Genomic DNA, 17,599 nt, shown 5'->3' with positions numbered 1-17,599 from the left:
AAAGATAGAGAGAGGAGCGGTCATTGTGGCGTGGGATACGTATTACAGAGATTCAATTGCAGAGGTTGAATTGACGGCAATTGAGTATAATATACAGCAACTAAAACAACGATTGGAAAAAGACACAGACATTTGCGCGGTAGTCAAAGCGGATGCCTATGGACATGGGGATGTACAAGTCGCCAGGGCTGCCTTGAAAGCGGGAGCGAAGAGCCTGGCCGTCGCACTCCTGGATGAAGCTTTGAAACTGAGGAGAGCAGGAATTGAAGCTCCGATTCTCGTCATGGGCTGGACCCGCCCTCAGGATGCGGCTGTCGCTGCTGAGAACAACATTGCTTTAACGGTGTTCCAAAAAGATTGGCTGAAGGAAGCGGCAGGTCTGCGGAGTTCTAACCCTTTGAAACTTCATTTGAAAATCGATACAGGGATGGGGCGGATCGGTGTACGAACGGTGACAGAATTAGAGGGAGTCCTTGCTGTTCTTGCTGAAACCTCTGAGTTTCATTTGGAAGCTTTGTTCACGCATTTTGCTACAGCGGATGAGGAAGATTCCGAGTATTTTAATGAACAACAAAAGCGCTGGAACGAAATGTTTTCTTATTTTAAGAGGAATTGGGCAGAAGATGTCGAAATTCATACAAGTAACAGTGCGACAAGTATGAGGGTTCCTGAGCGGATGGATCATTATGTCCGATTCGGGATCAGCATGTATGGACTTTATCCTTCTCTCCATGTCAAAAAGGAACGACCAATCGACTTGAAACCTGCTTTTTCCTTGTCGAGCCGGCTGATTCATGTAAAAAAAATTAAGGCCGGAGAATCGATCAGTTACGGGGCTACCTACACAACGGAAAAGGAAGAGTGGATCGGCACTATACCGCTTGGTTATGCGGATGGCTGGATCCGTAAGCTTCAAGGAGCGGAGGTGCTTGTCGACGGGAAACGTCAGCCGATTGTCGGAAGAATTTGCATGGATCAATTCATGATTCGGCTGGATCAGGAATATCCTATAGGGACAAAGGTTACCTTAATTGGTAAACAAGGGGATCAAGAAATTTCAGCCGATGAAATAGCAGAGCATCTCGAAACAATCAATTATGAGATACCCTGCATGATCAGCCAAAGGGTGCCGAGGGTTTTTCAAGAAGATGGGAGAACGGTAGAGGTGAGAAACTCTTTGTTGTGAGTAAGCTTCCCGTTTTCGGACAATTCTCCCGATGTAAGGATAAAAGCTTTCATAATTCACGAAAAAATTCCAACACTCCTTTGCAATGGACACTCCCGTTTGATAAGATTAGAGTGGACTAATTGACTGGTTTCTTTTGAGAGAAGATGGTGGAGGTGTATGGTTTTGTCCGATAGCATGCAGGAGATTGTCATCCGGATTCCGGATAACCTACTCAATGAAGTGGATGGCTTCATTCAACTCGATAACAGTGATCGGAGCGATTTCATGTGTCAAGCAACGAAAATGTATTTGCGTGAGAAGAAACAGCGACATATAAGAGAATCCATGCGTAGAGGCTACATGGAAATGGCGAAAATCAATTTAAATATCGCTTCAGAAGCGTTTCAAGCTGAAGAGGAGGCCGAACACACCCTGGAGCAACTAGTGAGCGGGGTGTGAAGCCAGTGATAGTCAAACGAGGTGACGTTTATTTCGCTGATTTGTCCCCAGTTGTGGGATCAGAACAAGGCGGGGTTCGTCCTGTACTCGTCCTTCAAAATGATATTGGTAATCGTTTTAGCCCTACCGTGATCGTAGCCGCGATTACAGCGCAAATACAAAAAGCCAAACTTCCAACACATGTCGAAATTAATGCAGAAAAATACGGGTTCGAGCGAAACTCTGTGATCCTACTGGAACAAATCAGAACGATTGACAAACAGCGTTTGACCGATAAGATTACACAACTTGACGAACCGATGATGCAGCAGGTAAACAAAGCCTTGCAGATCAGCCTCGGTTTGATCGACTTTTAATCGGAAAGTACGTCGTGAATGAAAATAAAGTTACCTTTTCAAGGTAACTTTATTTTTTTTTGCTTTTGTAGTTTATAATGAGCATATACAGGGTATCGTTGATGGCGTGTTTTTTATTAACGGTTTTTTTCAAAGGTAGACATGTCATTTTACAGAGGGTATGGGAAAAGATACTCATGATAAGCGTCCTTGCGATGAGAACGAGGGCAAATGGTGTAAAAGGAATTCTTTTTCTGATAAAATTATATTCAAATAGTATAAGGACGAACAATAGAGGGCTATGAGGCGGAGGTTTAGATAATGGACGAAAGATTGAAAAATGTAGTAGTAGAACATAGTGATGACATTGTCAAAATGTGGTTGGAGGAAGTTAACACCCATAAGAAGAATGATTATACATCGACGATTTCTGATGAAATGTTCGAAAGTACGAACCGTGAATTTGTCAACGTGATTTTTTCCAGTATTGAGAAGCAGGGATTATCCTCAGACTTGGACGATTTCTCTGAACGCTTGATTAATCTCGGCTGGCCGTTGAGTTATTTAACGGATGGGATGCAGGTGTTTCGTCGTGTAGTGACGGATTTCATCCTCAAACAATCGGATAAAATCGATTCGGATTACTTTTCTGAGGTCCTTCGGAAAGTAGATGGCTGGGTCGACCCGATCATCAACCGTCTTGTCAACGAGTATTCGGGAAGCTGGGAGCATATCGTTTCTTTGCAGAGAGTAGCTTTACAAGAGCTTTCCGCCCCATTGATCCCCGTGATGGAGAACATTACGATCATGCCTCTGATCGGAACCATCGACACGGAGCGGGCCAAGTTAATCATGGAGAACCTGTTGGACGGAGTGATCAAACATAACGCCGAAGTTGTTTTGATCGATATTACAGGTGTGCCGGTTGTGGATACAATGGTTGCCCATCACATTATACAGGCAGCTGAGGCTGTAAGGCTCATTGGTTCCCGGTGCATTTTAGTGGGAATCCGTCCTGAAATTGCACAGACGATTGTGAACCTCGGAATCGATTTAGGTAAATTCCCTACGAAGAGTTCATTGCGAAAAGGGTTCCAAACAGCATTAGAATTAACAAATCGTCGTATTGAAGAAACCCAGAACAACGATGAAGACATCGAAAAACTAATTGATTCGCTAGATAGGGAGTGAAAACATGAGGATACCTATTTTAAAGCTTCACAACTATTTACTCATTTCCATACAAATTGACTTGGATGACCAGACGGCCATCCAGTTCCAGGAAGATCTTTTGAGCAAGATTCATGAAAGCGGAGCGACAGGTGTCGTCATTGATTTGACATCCGTTGATATCATCGATTCTTTCATTGCTAAAGTTTTGGGAGACGTTGTGACGATGTCGGATTTGATGGGGGCCAAAGTTGTTTTGACGGGGATCCAACCGGCAGTTGCAATGACTCTTATTGACCTAGGTATACACATGCAAGATGTCCCGACCGCGTTAGATCTAGAACAAGGATTGATCAAACTTCGCCAGGAATTGGAGGAGTGAATATGGACTTTCAATCCTGTGTCAACATTAAAAAGGAATGGGACATCGTCGGAGCCAGGCAACTTGGACGAGATATATCCAGAAAGATCGGCTTCGGGACTGTCGATCAAGCAAGGATTGCCACGGCCATTTCTGAACTGGCACGGAACATTTATCTATATGCAGGAACAGGCAGAGTCTGTTTCGAAGCACTTGAGGATATGAACAAAAAGGGAATTCGGATCGTAGCTACAGATGAAGGACCTGGCATTAAAGATATCAGTCAAGTTATGGAAGACGGGTTCACCACATCAGGAGGGCTCGGAGCAGGGCTGCCAGGGGTGAAACGGTTAATGGATGACTTTGATATTGTATCAGCAGAAGGTGAAGGTACGGAAATCACTGTCGTTAAATGGCTCCGTTAAAGGAGGTAATTTGAGATGAACACATTGAAGCTCGACTTAGAAAATTATAAAGAACTATTACAAGAGTATATTAAGACCCAGGATGAGCAATCTCTATACCAAGCGGAACAGTTCAGCAAGCACTCTATGCAGCAGAACATATCGCCGGAAGAGATTATCAATGTTCACATCCAATCGCTACAAGAAATATACCCGGATATGCCTGAGTATATTCAGGCATCAATGAACTTTCTTCTAGAAACTATGATCTCTTATGGGTTGGCGTATCAGGAGTATCAGACGTTGCGGGAAAAGCAGCTTGAGCTCAAATCGGAAATTTCCGTCGCTGCCAATATGCAAAAAACATTATTGTCGACAGTGAAACCGGATTTGTCTGAAATTGATGTTGGTGCTTTGAGTGTTCCTGCTAAGCAAATGAACGGGGACTATCACCACTTCGTCCATGATGGAAAAGGGAGTCTCGGGATCGCTGTTGCCGATGTCATAGGTAAAGGTGTCCCTGCTGCTCTCTGTATGTCGATGATCAAATATTCGATGGACAGTTTTTCAGGAATGCGGACAGACCCTAGTGTCATTCTTGGCAGTTTGAACCGTGTAGTGGAGCGGAACGTGGATGCAAGCATGTTTATTACGATGTTCTATGGCTTGTATAATTCGAATGAGCATACGTTCACTTTTTCATCAGCAGGTCATGAACCAGGTTACTATTACCATAAAGATCGGGATGAGTTTGAGGAAATCGATGCCCCGGGACTTGTACTCGGCGTATCTCCGGAAGTCACGTATAAGCAGTACGAAAAGAGAGTGGAAAAAGGAGATATGATCATCCTTCTGACCGATGGTGTAACTGAATGTCGACAAGGGGACCGATTCATTGATCAGGAAGAAATTTTACATGTCATCAAACAATATTCCCACCTTCCCGCACAGGGAATTGTGGACCAGGTATATAAACATTTCGAGCGTCTGCAGGACTTCCAGTTGAGAGATGACTTTACATTAATTATTTTACGAAGAAATGTTTAACCACTGTTTTTACAGGGTATTAAAACATGTAGTATGTTTTTCAGGAAACATTGGGAGGGATTACGATGAATTTATCAATAGATGTTACGAACAATGAAGGTGTTTCAAATGTCGTCCTTACCGGAGAAGTGGATGCATTCACAGCACCCAAGTTAAAAGATACATTGCTGCCGCTGACGAAGGAAAAAGGCCAAGTTGTAGAAGTGGATTTCCAGGACGTGAATTACATGGATTCCACCGGTCTTGGTGTATTCATCAGTGCTTTGAAATCAACGAAGGAGCATGAATCTGAGATGCGCCTTGTTCATATGCAGGACCGTGTTTACCGCCTCTTTAAGATTACAGGATTAACAGAAATTATTAACATCGAGTCTACAGTGCAAGGTGGAATGTAAACATGGAACCATTTGATTTTGTTGAAGTGAAGGTACCTGCCAAAGCGGAATACATCGGTGTCGTTCGTCTGAGCATATCAGGGATTGCCAACCGAATGGGATTCACTTATGAAGATATTGAAGATTTGAAAGTAGCCATTTCAGAGGCGATCACCAATGCGGTGAAGCATGCGTATAAAGAAACAGGTGAAGGCGAAATCACCATCGGTTTTGGTGTTTATCAGGACAGGCTCGAAGTCATGGTTGCTGACCATGGAGGAAGCTTTAACCTTGGCGAAATCAAGGAAGATATCGGACCTTATAAACAAGATGACGATATCGAAGAACTGCGCGAAGGAGGCTTTGGCCTGTTTCTCATAGATGCTCTGATGGACAAAGTTGAAATCAATAGCAAATATGGAGTCATTGTCCTTATGACAAAATATCTCCATGAAACCGGGGTGGGTCAAGATGGCGACCAAATCACAACACCACAATGAGGAAGTTTACGAATGGATCGCCTATCTACAAGAGAATCCACGGGATGAAGCAGTTCAGGAGAAGGTTGTCCTCGTTTATAAGGATCTTGTAGAATCCATTGCCCGTAAATACTCAAAAAACAGCACCATTCATGAAGACTTGGTTCAAGTTGGCATGCTTGGACTGTTAGCGGCAATCAGAAGATATGACCCGGAATTCGGTAAATCTTTTGAGTCATTTGCCATCCCCACGATCATCGGGGAAATCAAACGCTTTATTCGTGACAAAACATGGAGCGTCCATGTCCCGCGTAGAATCAAAGAGCTTGGACCAAAGATTAAAAAGGTTTCGGAAGAGCTGACGAATACACTGCAACGATCTCCGTCCGTCAAAGAAATCGCAGATGAGTTAGAAGTATCTGAAGAGGATATCCTTGAGACGATGGAAATGGGTAAAAGTTATAAAGCTCTGTCCGTGGACCGTAAGATCGAAGCGGATTCTGACGGAAGTACCGTCACTATTCTTGACTTAATTGGAAATCAGGAAGATGGTTATTCCAACATCGATCAGAGGATGCTTTTAGAAAAGATACTTCCAATTCTTAGCGAACGTGAACAGGAAATCTTACAATGCACGTACTTTGAAAACATGAGTCAGAAAGACACAGGCGAACGACTGGGAATTTCCCAGATGCACGTATCCCGTTTGCAAAGACGGGCCTTGAGAAAGCTGAGAGAAGCCTTGCAATCTGAATCTGTCGAGGTATTCTAGTGGAAAAGGAGAATAAACGGGTGGATTTATCTATTTTCCAAAAAGCCAAAAAAGGGAATTACTATTGCGGTGACAGCTATTTCTACAAGGAAACGGAGGATGCATTCCTTTGTGCCCTTGCCGACGGTCTCGGGAGTGGTGAAATGGCCCGTGAATCATCCAAGGCAGTGATGGAAGTGATAGAGAAACATCCAGATTTGACTTTAGAAGCTCTCATAAAAAAGTGCAACGAGGTATTAGTAGGGAAGCGGGGAGTTGTCCTGGGGATTTTAAGGATAGACTTTAACACTCGTACTTATTCCTATTCATCGATAGGTAACATCGGTGTTATTACCGTGAACCCGGATGGGGAGCGCAACCGCAACATACCGTTGGCTGGTTACTTATCAGGTTATCCACGCAGGCTGAGAATTTCTCACGGTACTGTGCAAGAAGGAATGGTATTCCTTATGTTCTCGGACGGAGTGAATGACCGCCGTCTGTCGTCAAAGTTTACTCATTCCAAAGACGTTGAGCAAATCACTCAACATTACAAAGAATTATACGGTCAATCTCGTGATGATGATGTCACCCTGATTGCCATGGCATATCATTAAAACCCTTCATTCCAACCGAGAGGTAGAATGGAGGGTTTTATTGTTTTTCGCGAGACATTCATTTTATTTATTTAAGTATATGGCTGTATTATTGATAACTTGATATCGAGATGTTTTTCGGTTTTGTTGCTTAGTTGGGCGTCAGGGGTGGTCAGGAAGCTATTCGTCTAGCTCCATCGCCCAGACACTCGTGTCTACCAGGGCGATGGAGCATTTGAACACTTTCCAGTTGGGCCTCGCCAGCTAATCCATTCCCACGGGAGTCTCTCAGCTTCCTGGCCACCCCTTTTGATGTATGCGTAGAACGAACCCCCCTTTGCTCAAAGGGATTGCCTTCCACTCTCCCGCTTTAATAAGCATAAACCCTTCTCTAACAAACTTTCAGAATACAAATAAACAAGGTTTGAGGTTTAACGCTCACATTTTCATCAAGCTTGAAGCTTCTTATTCCAGAAATGGTTTCGAGACACTTATAAAGTAAAGGGACGGAGGGAAACGGTGAGACTCCTATGGGACGAGTGGGACAGGTGAGACCCCCGAAGGCGTAGCCTGAGGAGGATAACCGCCCGCCCCATGGAAAGCCAACGGTTTCCCATAGCCCACAAACTCACACAAACATCTCGAAGCTGACTCTTCACAAACGGGATCTTATATTAAATACATAATTGGTAAGACCGGAGTCTTCAAGTATTCTTTTTTATAATTTGATACAATGGATGAGACGTCATTGAAGGAGGTCATTTAGTTGAGTGAAACCATTAAAAATACAGAGCTTATGAAGCTCGTCGCTAAACAGACGAAATTGAAGGATCAAACGATCAAACAAGTCATTGAATTGCTTGAAGAAGGAAATACAGTACCGTTTATCGCCCGTTATCGAAAAGAACTGACAGGCGGTTTGGATGAAGTGCAAATCAAAGAAATTGAAGATCAGTGGAACTATGTAACGAACCTTGTTCAGCGTAAGGAAGAAGTTATTCGCCTCATTGATGAACAGGGAAAACTGACCGAAGAATTACGCCGTGATATTGAATCCGCTGAAAAACTTCAAAAGGTGGAAGACTTGTACCGACCTTATAAACAAAAGCGTCGGACAAGAGCGACCGTAGCCAAAGAAAAAGGATTGGAACCCTTCGCGACTCAAGTCTGGCAACAGCAGAACATCGACTTTGAGAAAGAAGCAGAAGCCTTCTTTTCCGATGAACACGAAGTGAATACGGTTGAAGATGTCCGGGCAGGGGTGAATGATATCCTCGCTGAATGGATTTCAGATGACCCTACATATCGAGAAAAGATTAGAAAGCAGACGCACGATAAAGGTGTCATCGCTTCATCTGAAAAAAAAGCAGATCAAGATGAAAAAGGCATTTTTGAAATGTATTATGACTATCAAGAACCCGTTCGATCGATCGTATCCCACCGTGTTCTTGCACTTAACCGTGGGGAAAAAGAAGAAATTATTAAAGTTTCCGTTCAGCCTCCTGAAGAGGCGATTGTTCAATATTTGGAGAGGAGCGTTATTAAACGCCATACGGTCGGGAAGATCCGTTCCATCTTGGAAGAAGCAATCCAGGACAGTTATAAGCGTTTAATTCAGCCATCTGTTGAAAGAGAGATCCGAGGAGCATTATCTGAACAGGCTGAGGAACAGGCGATTGAAGTTTTCTCCAGTAATTTGCGAAACCTTTTGCTGCAACCCCCATTGAAAGGAAAAGTGGTTCTTGGAGTAGACCCTGCTTACCGTACCGGTTGTAAGCTTGCCGTCGTGGATGAAACAGGGAAAGTGCTGGATATTGGCGTCATCTATCCAACAGCACCAAGAAATGATACGGCAGGAGCGGAGAAAAAGATTCTTGGCTTCATGGATGCGTATGACATTGAGCTGATGGCCATTGGGAATGGCACAGCTTCGAGAGAAACGGAACAGTTCATCGCAGATATGATTCAAAAACATCAGTTGAACGCTTCTTATATGATTGTGAATGAAGCGGGGGCAAGTGTGTACTCAGCTTCAAAGCTCGCACGTGAAGAATTTCCGGACTTTCAAGTAGAAGAGCGTAGTGCGGTATCCATCGCTCGTCGTGTCCAGGACCCATTAGCAGAACTCGTAAAGATCGACCCTAAATCCATCGGGGTGGGTCAATATCAGCACGATGTCACTCAGAAAAAACTGAACGAATCACTGACGTTCGTTGTTGAGACGGCAGTAAACCAAGTGGGAGTGAATGTGAATACGGCTTCGTCATCTCTGTTGCAGTATGTATCTGGGTTGAGTAAAACGGTTGCCAACAATGTCGTGAAAAAGAGAGAAGAGTTAGGGAAGTTTACGAAACGATCCGAACTCAAAGATATTCCTCGCTTAGGTGCAAAAACATTTGAGCAAAGTATCGGCTTTTTAAGAATACTAGATGGAAAAGAACCTCTTGACCGCACACCGATTCACCCGGAGAGTTATAAAGCGACACGGGAACTTTTGAGGAAGTTCGGTTTTACCACAGAAGATATTGGAACGGACAAGCTGGCAGAAGAACTGAAAAGTGTCGACACATCATCTGTAGCGGAACAGCTGAACATTGGTGAGTTGACGCTTCAGGATATTGTAAAATCTCTTGTCCAGCCTGGACGGGACCCGAGGGATGACCTTCCTAAGCCATTGTTGAAAACGAATGTTCTTTCTATGGAAGATTTAGAACAGGGGATGGAACTGGAAGGAACCGTTAGAAACGTTGTAGACTTCGGTGCATTCGTGGATATTGGAGTCAAACAGGATGGGCTTGTCCATATCTCGAAGCTTGCTAATAAATTCGTCAAACACCCAATGGACGTGGTAGCGGTGGGGGACGTCGTTACCGTTTGGGTCGATCAAGTGGATGTACAAAAACAGAGGATCGCTTTGACCATGATTAATCAAGGGTAATATTAAATGGAACTGCCTGGAGAGTGATACTTTCCGGGTAGTTTTTATTTATATAGATGCTGATAGTAATACCAGCATTGGTTCAGCATTTTAATCTGGTATTTGTCTTTGTTCAAGAATGCTTTTGTCATTTGGTTCTTCAACCAGGAAGGCATAAGTACTCAGCTCCTTCATATTCAACTTTTTTCATTCTTATGATACAGTATGCAAAGGACAAGGGAGGTGTTCCTATGACAGATCAGGAATTGCAGCATTGGACCAATGAGTTATCGGAAAAATACTTTGACAAGCCTTTCGCTCATGATGTATACTTCAATTCTCGTCTTCGTACGACAGGAGGCAGGTACATTCCTTCTAAAAAAGTGATTGAAATCAATCCGAAATATGTAGTAGAATTAGATGGTGTCGAATTAGAGGGCATTATTAAACATGAACTCTGTCATTACCACCTTCATATAGAAGGGAAAGGTTTTGGACATCGTGATCCTGAGTTCAAGACATTATTGAAAAAGACGGGGTCTCCTCGACATTGTGCACCATTACCTTCTGAGAAGAGTGGGAACTTCCACCACTATGTTTGTACAAAATGCGGACAAACATACAAGCGGAAAAGGCGGGTGGACACGAAACGTTTCGGATGTGGGAAATGTAAAGGCAACTTAAAAAAGAAGTAAATTTTCCATTGACGAACGATGGGTCACATGTTAAATTAGTTAAGTCCTAACAAAACAAGCCAAAAAACGCATGAAAACAACTTAGAATTTCATCAAAAAAAGGTTTGACACCAAGGACGAAATGTTATAAGATATAAAACGTCGCTGATAAACAGCAACGAACATTGCGAATTATTCCAACGTAGCTCAGTGGTAGAGCAATCGGCTGTTAACCGATCGGTCGTAGGTTCGAATCCTACCGTTGGAGCCATTACGGAGAAGTACTCAAGTGGCTGAAGAGGCGCCCCTGCTAAGGGTGTAGGTCGCGTAAGCGGCGCGAGGGTTCAAATCCCTCCTTCTCCGCCATTTATTTTTGGCCCGTTGGTCAAGTGGTTAAGACACCGCCCTTTCACGGCGGTAACACGGGTTCGAATCCCGTACGGGTCACTTAACCTTATAAGGTCCGGTAGTTCAGTTGGTTAGAATGCCTGCCTGTCACGCAGGAGGTCGCGGGTTCGAGTCCCGTCCGGACCGCCACTCTTTTTTGGGCCATAGCCAAGCGGTAAGGCAACGGTTTTTGGTACCGTCATGCGCTGGTTCGAATCCAGCTGGCCCAGCCATTTTCTTTTCAAAAAAGAGTTGACAAAAAGCTAAATAAGTTATATGATGTTTCTTGTGCTTCAAAAAACAACATCATCATTGAGTGTTACAGATTCCTTTAATAGGAGCCATTAGCTCAGCTGGTAGAGCATCTGACTTTTAATCAGAGGGTCGAAGGTTCGAATCCTTCATGGCTCACCATTTATTATGCGGGTGTGGTGGAATTGGCAGACACGCTAGATTTAGGATCTAGTGCTTCACGGCGTGGGGGTTCAAGTCCCTCCACCCGCACTTATCCGGAATTAGTCATGATCAGCATCCCATTGTTTACTACAGCAATTATTGCGGTCGGGGTGGCGGAATCGGCAGACGCGCTAGGCTTGAGGGCCTAGTGGGAGGTAATCCCCGTGGAGGTTCAAGTCCTCTCGGCCGCACCAACTTTTTTAAAAAAAGTGCTTGCGTCAAAACACAAATGATGTTAACATATTAAATGTCGCTTTTTTAATGCGCCCGTAGCTCAATTGGATAGAGCGTCTGACTACGGATCAGAAGGTTAGGGGTTCGACTCCTCTCGGGCGCGCCATTTTAAACGGGAAGTAGCTCAGCTTGGTAGAGCACTTGGTTTGGGACCAAGGGGTCGCAGGTTCGAATCCTGTCTTCCCGACCATCGAAATCCTAAATAAAATTTAAGCGGGTGTAGTTTAGTGGTAAAACCTCAGCCTTCCAAGCTGATGATGAGGGTTCGATTCCCTTCACCCGCTCCATTTTATTGAATGTCATCGGGGCCTGTAGCTCAGTTGGGTAGAGCGCACGCCTGATAAGCGTGAGGTCGGTGGTTCAAGTCCACTCAGGCTCCACCATGATTCATTTGATCTTTGAAAACTGAACGAACCAACCAGTACGTCAAAACATTTCTTCTTTATAGAAGAGATTTGAAACAAGCACATTCGGTGTGCAAATGAGCAAGTCAAACTTAACTTTTATGGAGAGTTTGATCCTGGCTCAGGACGAACGCTGGCGGCGTGCCTAATACATGCAAGTCGAGCGCGGGAAGCGAGTGGATCCCTTCGGGGTGAAGCTCGTGGAACGAGCGGCGGACGGGTGAGTAACACGTGGGCAACCTGCCTGTAAGATCGGAATAACCCCGGGAAACCGGGGCTAATGCCGGGTAATACTTTCTTTCGCATGAAGGAAAGTTGAAAGATGGCTTCTCGCTATCACTTACAGATGGGCCCGCGGCGCATTAGCTAGTTGGTGAGGTAACGGCTCACCAAGGCGACGATGCGTAGCCGACCTGAGAGGGTGATCGGCCACACTGGGACTGAGACACGGCCCAGACTCCTACGGGAGGCAGCAGTAGGGAATCTTCCGCAATGGACGAAAGTCTGACGGAGCAACGCCGCGTGAACGATGAAGGTCTTCGGATCGTAAAGTTCTGTTGTTAGGGAAGAACAAGTACCGTTCGAACAGGGCGGTACCTTGACGGTACCTAACGAGGAAGCCCCGGCTAACTACGTGCCAGCAGCCGCGGTAATACGTAGGGGGCAAGCGTTGTCCGGAATTATTGGGCGTAAAGCGCGCGCAGGCGGTTCCTTAAGTCTGATGTGAAAGCCCACGGCTCAACCGTGGAGGGTCATTGGAAACTGGGGAACTTGAGGACAGAAGAGGAGAGTGGAATTCCACGTGTAGCGGTGAAATGCGTAGATATGTGGAGGAACACCAGTGGCGAAGGCGACTCTCTGGTCTGTTTCTGACGCTGAGGTGCGAAAGCGTGGGTAGCAAACAGGATTAGATACCCTGGTAGTCCACGCCGTAAACGATGAGTGCTAGGTGTTAGGGGGCTTCCACCCCTTAGTGCTGAAGTTAACGCATTAAGCACTCCGCCTGGGGAGTACGGCCGCAAGGCTGAAACTCAAAGGAATTGACGGGGGCCCGCACAAGCGGTGGAGCATGTGGTTTAATTCGAAGCAACGCGAAGAACCTTACCAGGTCTTGACATCCTTGGACAACCCTAGAGATAGGGCTTTCCCTTCGGGGACCAAGTGACAGGTGGTGCATGGTTGTCGTCAGCTCGTGTCGTGAGATGTTGGGTTAAGTCCCGCAACGAGCGCAACCCCTAATCTTAGTTGCCAGCATTCAGTTGGGCACTCTAAGGTGACTGCCGGTGACAAACCGGAGGAAGGCGGGGATGACGTCAAATCATCATGCCCCTTATGACCTGGGCTACACACGTGCTACAATGGATGGTACAAAGGGCAGCGAAGCCGCGAGGTGTAGCAAATCCCATAAAACCATTCTCAGTTCGGATTGCAGGCTGCAACTCGCCTGCATGAAGCCGGAATCGCTAGTAATCGCGGATCAGCATGCCGCGGTGAATACGTTCCCGGGCCTTGTACACACCGCCCGTCACACCACGAGAGTTGGCAACACCCGAAGTCGGTGAGGTAACCTTTTTGGAGCCAGCCGCCGAAGGTGGGGCCAATGATTGGGGTGAAGTCGTAACAAGGTAGCCGTATCGGAAGGTGCGGCTGGATCACCTCCTTTCTAAGGATATTACGGAAACGTACTGTGTTGGTTGTTCAGTTTTGAGAGATCAAACGATCTTTCAACTTGTGAACCTTGAAAACTGGATAAGGAATCATTGTTTCATCTAACGATGAGACATTTGATGACAAGACATCTAATTGAAATTGTAAACGTCTTTTCACGAAGATAGTTAAGTGAATAAGGGCGCACGGTGGATGCCTTGGTACTAGGAGCCGATGAAGGACGGGACTAACACCGATATGCTCCGGCGAGCCGTAAGTAGGCTTTGACCCGGAGATTTCCGAATGGGGAAACCCACTGTTCGTAATGGAACAGTATCCTATACTGAATACATAGGTATAGGCAGGCACACCCGGGGAACTGAAACATCTAAGTACCCGGAGGAAGAGAAAGCAAACGCGATTTCCCAAGTAGCGGCGAGCGAAACGGAATCAGCCCAAACCAGAAAGCTTGCTTTCTGGGGTTGTAGGACACTCCATTGGAGTTACCAAAGAGGAAGATAGGCGAATCGATCTGGAAAGGTCAGCCAGAGCAGGTAACAGCCCTGTAGTCGAAATCTTTCTCTCTCCGGAGTGGATCCTGAGTACGGCGGAACACGAGGAATTCCGTCGGAATCCGGGAGGACCATCTCCCAAGGCTAAATACTCCCTAGTGACCGATAGTGAACCAGTACCGTGAGGGAAAGGTGAAAAGCACCCCGGAAGGGGAGTGAAAGAGAACCTGAAACCGTGTGCCTACAAGTAGTCGGAGCCCGTTAATGGGTGACGGCGTGCCTTTTGTAGAATGAACCGGCGAGTTACGACCGTATGCGAGGTTAAGCAGCAGAAGCGGAGCCGCAGCGAAAGCGAGTCTGAATAGGGCGAGTGAGTATGCGGTCGTAGACCCGAAACCGTGTGATCTACCCATGTCCAGGGTGAAGGTCAGGTAACACTGACTGGAGGCCCGAACCCACGCAAGTTGAAAATTGCGGGGATGAGGTGTGGGTAGGGGTGAAATGCCAATCGAACACGGAGATAGCTGGTTCTCTCCGAAATAGCTTTAGGGCTAGCCTCAGAATAGAAAGTCATGGAGGTAGAGCACTGATTGGACGAGGGGCCCCTATCGGGTTACCGAATTCAGTCAAACTCCGAATGCCATAGACTTTGTTCTGGGAGTCAGACCGTGGGTGATAAGGTTCATGGTCGAGAGGGAAACAGCCCAGACCGCCAGCTAAGGTCCCAAAGTGTGTGTTAAGTGGAAAAGGATGTGGAGTTGCTTAGACAACCAGGATGTTGGCTTAGAAGCAGCCATCATTCAAAGAGTGCGTAATAGCTCACTGGTCGAGTGACTCTGCGCCGAAAATGTACCGGGGCTAAACACACCACCGAAGCTGCGGATTGATCTTATGATCAGTGGTAGGAGAGCGTTCTAAGGGCCGTGAAGTCAGACCGTAAGGACTGGTGGAGCGCTTAGAAGTGAGAATGCCGGTATGAGTAGCGAAAAAAGAGTGAGAATCTCTTTCACCGAATGCCTAAGGTTTCCTGAGGAAGGCTCGTCCTCTCAGGGTTAGTCGGGACCTAAGCCGAGGCCGAAAGGCGTAGGCGATGGACAACAGGTTGATATTCCTGTACCACCTCCTTTCCGTTTGAACGACGGGGGGACGCAGGAGGATAAGGAGAGCGCGCCACTGGATGTGCGCGTCCAAGCAGTGAGACGGTCGGATAGGCAAATCCGTCCGGCAACGTCAAGCTGTGATGGGGAGGGAAATAAAGTACCGAAGCTCCTGAGTTCACACTGCCAAGAAAATCCTCTAGTGAGGAAAGAGGTGCCCGTACCGCAAACCGACACAGGTAGGCGAGGAGAGGATCCTAAGGTGAGCGGGAGAACTCTCGTTAAGGAACTCGGCAAAATGACCCCGTAACTTCGGGAGAAGGGGTGCTCCTCTGCCGAGGAGCCGCAGTGAAAAGGCCCAAGCGACTGTTTACCAAAAACACAGGTCTCTGCGAAGCCGTAAGGCGAAGTATAGGGGCTGACACCTGCCCGGTGCTGGAAGGTTAAGGGGATGCGTTAGCTTATGCGAAGCGTTGAACCGAAGCCCCAGTAAACGGCGGCCGTAACTATAACGGTCCTAAGGTAGCGAAATTCCTTGTCGGGTAAGTTCCGACCCGCACGAAAGGTGCAACGACTTGGGCACTGTCTCAACGAGAGACCCGGTGAAATTATACTATGTGTGAAGATGCACATTACCCGCGACAGGACGGAAAGACCCCGTGGAGCTTTACTGTAGCCTGATATTGAATGTTGGTACAGCTTGTACAGGATAGGTAGGAGCCTTGGAAGCCGGAGCGCTAGCTTCGGTGGAGGCGCTGGTGGGATACTACCCTGGCTGTACGGACATTCTAACCCAGGACCGTGATCCGGTCCGGAGACAGTGTCAGGTGGGCAGTTTGACTGGGGCGGTCGCCTCCCAAAAGGTAACGGAGGCGCCCAAAGGTTCCCTCAGAATGGTTGGAAATCATTCGCAGAGTGTAAAGGCACAAGGGAGCTTGACTGCGAGACCTACAAGTCGAGCAGGGACGAAAGTCGGGCTTAGTGATCCGGCGGTTCCGCATGGAAGGGCCGTCGCTCAACGGATAAAAGCTACCCCGGGGATAACAGGCTTATCTCCCCCAAGAGTCCACATCGACGGGGAGGTTTGGCACCTCGATGTCGGCTCATCGCATCCTGGGGCTGTAGTCGGTCCCAAGGGTTGGGCTGTTCGCCCATTAAAGCGGTACGCGAGCTGGGTTCAGAACGTCGTGAGACAGTTCGGTCCCTATCCGTCGTGGGCGTTGGAAATTTGAAAGGAGCTGTCCTTAGTACGAGAGGACCGGGATGGACACACCGCTGGTGTACCAGTTGTTCCGCCAGGAGCATCGCTGGGTAGCTACGTGTGGTCGGGATAAGTGCTGAAAGCATCTAAGCATGAAGCCCCCCTTGAGATGAGATTTCCCTTTGCTTTAAGCAAATAAGATCCCTCAGAGACGATGAGGTTGATAGGTCCGAGGTGGAAGCGTGGTGACACGTGGAGCTGACGGATACTAATGGATCGATGACTTATCTATCTGATTATCATCATTCGTGAATGACAATTGCTTTTCAAACAAGATGTTTCCTTATCCAGTTTTGAGGGTTCACCTCAAACTTTATATTGATGTGGTGGTGAAGGCGAAGAGGTCACACCTGTTCCCATGCCGAACACAGCAGTTAAGCTCTTCAGCGCCGATGGTAGTCGGGTTTACCCCCGTGAGAGTAGGACGCCGCCACATTGATTTATTTTCTAAAATGTAGTATTATAGTAAATAGTTCACAATTAAATTTCATGGGAACTTAACAAAGTAATCCCACATTATCGCGGGGTAGAGCAGTCTGGTAGCTCGTCGGGCTCATAACCCGGAGGTCACAGGTTCAAATCCTGTCCCCGCAACCAAATTTTAATTAAGTCATTTGACTTTCTTTTTTTATGAAAAATTATGGTCCGGTAGTTCAGTTGGTTAGAATGCCTGCCTGTCACGCAGGAGGTCGCGGGTTCGAGTCCCGTCCGGACCGCCACTACTTAAAATTAAACGTTCAGCCTTAGGAACTTTTCCTAAGGCTTTTATTATGGAATTTTTTAAATGTGTCTCTCTCTTGGTATAATAGGAATATTACGATTATCCGGTCGACCGGTTTTATGTTAAGAATACGGTCATAAGAGAA

General features: G+C 46.5%; 14 protein-coding genes, 14 tRNA genes and 3 rRNA genes. 30 read left to right on the top strand and 1 reads right to left on the bottom strand.

Features of this window, described 5'->3' with window-relative positions:
• Positions 1-25: 25 nt before the first annotated feature.
• The 12 genes from alr (at position 26) to ACQ4XT_RS03285 (ending at position 10,082) form a co-directional block, all read left to right on the top strand.
• The gene (gene alr, locus ACQ4XT_RS03340; RefSeq protein ID WP_446852492.1) at positions 26-1,186 is read left to right on the top strand and encodes an alanine racemase; all 1,161 of its coding nucleotides are present in this window, start codon (positions 26-28) and stop codon (positions 1,184-1,186) included.
• 159 nt (positions 1,187-1,345) lie between these two features.
• Positions 1,346-1,627: a CopG family ribbon-helix-helix protein gene (locus ACQ4XT_RS03335; RefSeq protein WP_027956786.1), complete on the top strand. Its 282-nt coding sequence runs from the start codon at positions 1,346-1,348 to the stop codon at positions 1,625-1,627.
• A gap of 5 nt (positions 1,628-1,632) precedes the next feature.
• The gene (locus ACQ4XT_RS03330) at positions 1,633-1,983 is read left to right on the top strand and encodes a type II toxin-antitoxin system PemK/MazF family toxin (RefSeq protein ID WP_035511328.1); all 351 of its coding nucleotides are present in this window, start codon (positions 1,633-1,635) and stop codon (positions 1,981-1,983) included.
• 300 nt (positions 1,984-2,283) lie between these two features.
• Positions 2,284-3,153: an RsbT co-antagonist protein RsbRA gene (rsbRA, locus tag ACQ4XT_RS03325; protein WP_089654560.1), complete on the top strand. Its 870-nt coding sequence runs from the start codon at positions 2,284-2,286 to the stop codon at positions 3,151-3,153.
• A 4-nt stretch (positions 3,154-3,157) separates the two neighbouring features.
• Entirely contained in the window at positions 3,158-3,514 is a 357-nt protein-coding gene (gene rsbS / locus ACQ4XT_RS03320) for an RsbT antagonist protein RsbS (RefSeq protein ID WP_089654561.1), read from the top strand.
• Between the two features lie 2 nt (positions 3,515-3,516).
• Complete coding sequence (locus ACQ4XT_RS03315; RefSeq protein WP_226594163.1) at positions 3,517-3,918, top strand: anti-sigma regulatory factor; 402 nt, start codon at positions 3,517-3,519, stop codon at positions 3,916-3,918.
• A 15-nt stretch (positions 3,919-3,933) separates the two neighbouring features.
• Entirely contained in the window at positions 3,934-4,944 is a 1,011-nt protein-coding gene (locus ACQ4XT_RS03310; protein ID WP_446852491.1) for a PP2C family protein-serine/threonine phosphatase, read from the top strand.
• A gap of 65 nt (positions 4,945-5,009) precedes the next feature.
• Positions 5,010-5,339 (top strand): STAS domain-containing protein, encoded by a 330-nt coding sequence (locus ACQ4XT_RS03305; protein ID WP_089654564.1) that lies wholly within the window; start codon positions 5,010-5,012, stop codon positions 5,337-5,339.
• A gap of 2 nt (positions 5,340-5,341) precedes the next feature.
• Positions 5,342-5,818 (top strand): anti-sigma B factor RsbW, encoded by a 477-nt coding sequence (gene rsbW / locus ACQ4XT_RS03300; protein ID WP_115825019.1) that lies wholly within the window; start codon positions 5,342-5,344, stop codon positions 5,816-5,818.
• Positions 5,790-6,569, top strand: a complete 780-nt coding sequence (gene sigB, locus ACQ4XT_RS03295) for an RNA polymerase sigma factor SigB (RefSeq protein WP_446852490.1) — start codon at positions 5,790-5,792, stop codon at positions 6,567-6,569. Before rsbW ends, sigB begins: the two co-directional genes overlap by 29 nt.
• 20 nt (positions 6,570-6,589) lie before the next feature.
• Positions 6,590-7,165 (top strand): SpoIIE family protein phosphatase, encoded by a 576-nt coding sequence (locus ACQ4XT_RS03290; protein ID WP_446852489.1) that lies wholly within the window; start codon positions 6,590-6,592, stop codon positions 7,163-7,165.
• Positions 7,166-7,910: 745 nt separating this feature from the next.
• The gene (locus ACQ4XT_RS03285) at positions 7,911-10,082 is read left to right on the top strand and encodes a Tex family protein (protein ID WP_446852488.1); all 2,172 of its coding nucleotides are present in this window, start codon (positions 7,911-7,913) and stop codon (positions 10,080-10,082) included.
• 44 nt (positions 10,083-10,126) lie between these two features.
• On the opposite strand, the gene cmpA is transcribed toward ACQ4XT_RS03285, so the two are convergent.
• Positions 10,127-10,237, bottom strand: a complete 111-nt coding sequence (gene cmpA, locus ACQ4XT_RS03280) for a cortex morphogenetic protein CmpA (RefSeq protein WP_089654570.1) — start codon at positions 10,235-10,237, stop codon at positions 10,127-10,129.
• Between the two features lie 75 nt (positions 10,238-10,312).
• Here cmpA and ACQ4XT_RS03275 point away from each other — a divergent pair, with 75 nt between their 5' ends.
• From ACQ4XT_RS03275 to ACQ4XT_RS03190, 18 genes are all read left to right on the top strand, one after another.
• Complete coding sequence (locus ACQ4XT_RS03275; RefSeq protein ID WP_446852487.1) at positions 10,313-10,756, top strand: SprT family protein; 444 nt, start codon at positions 10,313-10,315, stop codon at positions 10,754-10,756.
• 175 nt (positions 10,757-10,931) lie between these two features.
• Positions 10,932-11,006: transfer RNA gene (locus tag ACQ4XT_RS03270), tRNA-Asn, on the top strand.
• A gap of 4 nt (positions 11,007-11,010) precedes the next feature.
• Positions 11,011-11,101, top strand: a tRNA-Ser gene (locus ACQ4XT_RS03265).
• A gap of 9 nt (positions 11,102-11,110) precedes the next feature.
• Positions 11,111-11,182, top strand: a tRNA-Glu gene (locus ACQ4XT_RS03260).
• A 13-nt stretch (positions 11,183-11,195) separates the two neighbouring features.
• Positions 11,196-11,272, top strand: a tRNA-Asp gene (locus ACQ4XT_RS03255).
• Positions 11,273-11,280: 8 nt separating this feature from the next.
• A tRNA-Gln gene (locus tag ACQ4XT_RS03250) sits at positions 11,281-11,355 on the top strand.
• Positions 11,356-11,460: 105 nt separating this feature from the next.
• Positions 11,461-11,536, top strand: a tRNA-Lys gene (locus ACQ4XT_RS03245).
• A gap of 8 nt (positions 11,537-11,544) precedes the next feature.
• Positions 11,545-11,626 (top strand) — tRNA-Leu (locus ACQ4XT_RS03240).
• 53 nt (positions 11,627-11,679) lie between these two features.
• Positions 11,680-11,772: transfer RNA gene (locus ACQ4XT_RS03235), tRNA-Ser, on the top strand.
• Between the two features lie 69 nt (positions 11,773-11,841).
• Positions 11,842-11,918, top strand: a tRNA-Arg gene (locus ACQ4XT_RS03230).
• 7 nt (positions 11,919-11,925) lie between these two features.
• A tRNA-Pro gene (locus ACQ4XT_RS03225) sits at positions 11,926-12,002 on the top strand.
• 23 nt (positions 12,003-12,025) lie between these two features.
• A tRNA-Gly gene (locus ACQ4XT_RS03220) sits at positions 12,026-12,099 on the top strand.
• An 18-nt stretch (positions 12,100-12,117) separates the two neighbouring features.
• Positions 12,118-12,191, top strand: a tRNA-Ile gene (locus ACQ4XT_RS03215).
• A gap of 123 nt (positions 12,192-12,314) precedes the next feature.
• Positions 12,315-13,879, top strand: a 16S ribosomal RNA gene (locus tag ACQ4XT_RS03210).
• Positions 13,880-14,049: 170 nt separating this feature from the next.
• Positions 14,050-16,965, top strand: a 23S ribosomal RNA gene (locus ACQ4XT_RS03205).
• Between the two features lie 90 nt (positions 16,966-17,055).
• A 5S ribosomal RNA gene (gene rrf / locus ACQ4XT_RS03200) occupies positions 17,056-17,169 on the top strand.
• Together the 16S, 23S and 5S rRNA genes with 14 tRNA genes alongside form the textbook arrangement of a ribosomal RNA operon.
• A gap of 84 nt (positions 17,170-17,253) precedes the next feature.
• A tRNA-Met gene (locus tag ACQ4XT_RS03195) sits at positions 17,254-17,330 on the top strand.
• Positions 17,331-17,375: 45 nt separating this feature from the next.
• Positions 17,376-17,452, top strand: a tRNA-Asp gene (locus tag ACQ4XT_RS03190).
• Positions 17,453-17,599: the final 147 nt, after the last annotated feature.

It is taken from the genome of Halobacillus sp. 12SKB, assembly GCF_052941655.1.
This window is presented reverse-complemented; position numbering and strand designations above follow the sequence as displayed.

Excerpts from the sequence above, each read along its gene's own strand:
- ACQ4XT_RS03335 (WP_027956786.1), top strand. The coding sequence starts at position 1,346 with ATGGTTTTGTCCGATAGCATGCAGGAGATTGTCATCCGGATTCCGGAT.
- ACQ4XT_RS03315 (WP_226594163.1), top strand. The coding sequence starts at position 3,517 with ATGGACTTTCAATCCTGTGTCAACATTAAAAAGGAATGGGACATCGTC.
- ACQ4XT_RS03310 (WP_446852491.1), top strand. The coding sequence starts at position 3,934 with ATGAACACATTGAAGCTCGACTTAGAAAATTATAAAGAACTATTACAA.
- rsbW (WP_115825019.1), top strand. The coding sequence starts at position 5,342 with ATGGAACCATTTGATTTTGTTGAAGTGAAGGTACCTGCCAAAGCGGAA.
- ACQ4XT_RS03305 (WP_089654564.1), top strand. The coding sequence starts at position 5,010 with ATGAATTTATCAATAGATGTTACGAACAATGAAGGTGTTTCAAATGTC.
- ACQ4XT_RS03275 (WP_446852487.1), top strand. The coding sequence starts at position 10,313 with ATGACAGATCAGGAATTGCAGCATTGGACCAATGAGTTATCGGAAAAA.
- rsbS (WP_089654561.1), top strand. The coding sequence starts at position 3,158 with ATGAGGATACCTATTTTAAAGCTTCACAACTATTTACTCATTTCCATA.
- sigB (WP_446852490.1), top strand. The coding sequence starts at position 5,790 with ATGGCGACCAAATCACAACACCACAATGAGGAAGTTTACGAATGGATC.
- rsbRA (WP_089654560.1), top strand. The coding sequence starts at position 2,284 with ATGGACGAAAGATTGAAAAATGTAGTAGTAGAACATAGTGATGACATT.
- cmpA (WP_089654570.1), bottom strand. The coding sequence starts at position 10,237 with ATGCCTTCCTGGTTGAAGAACCAAATGACAAAAGCATTCTTGAACAAA.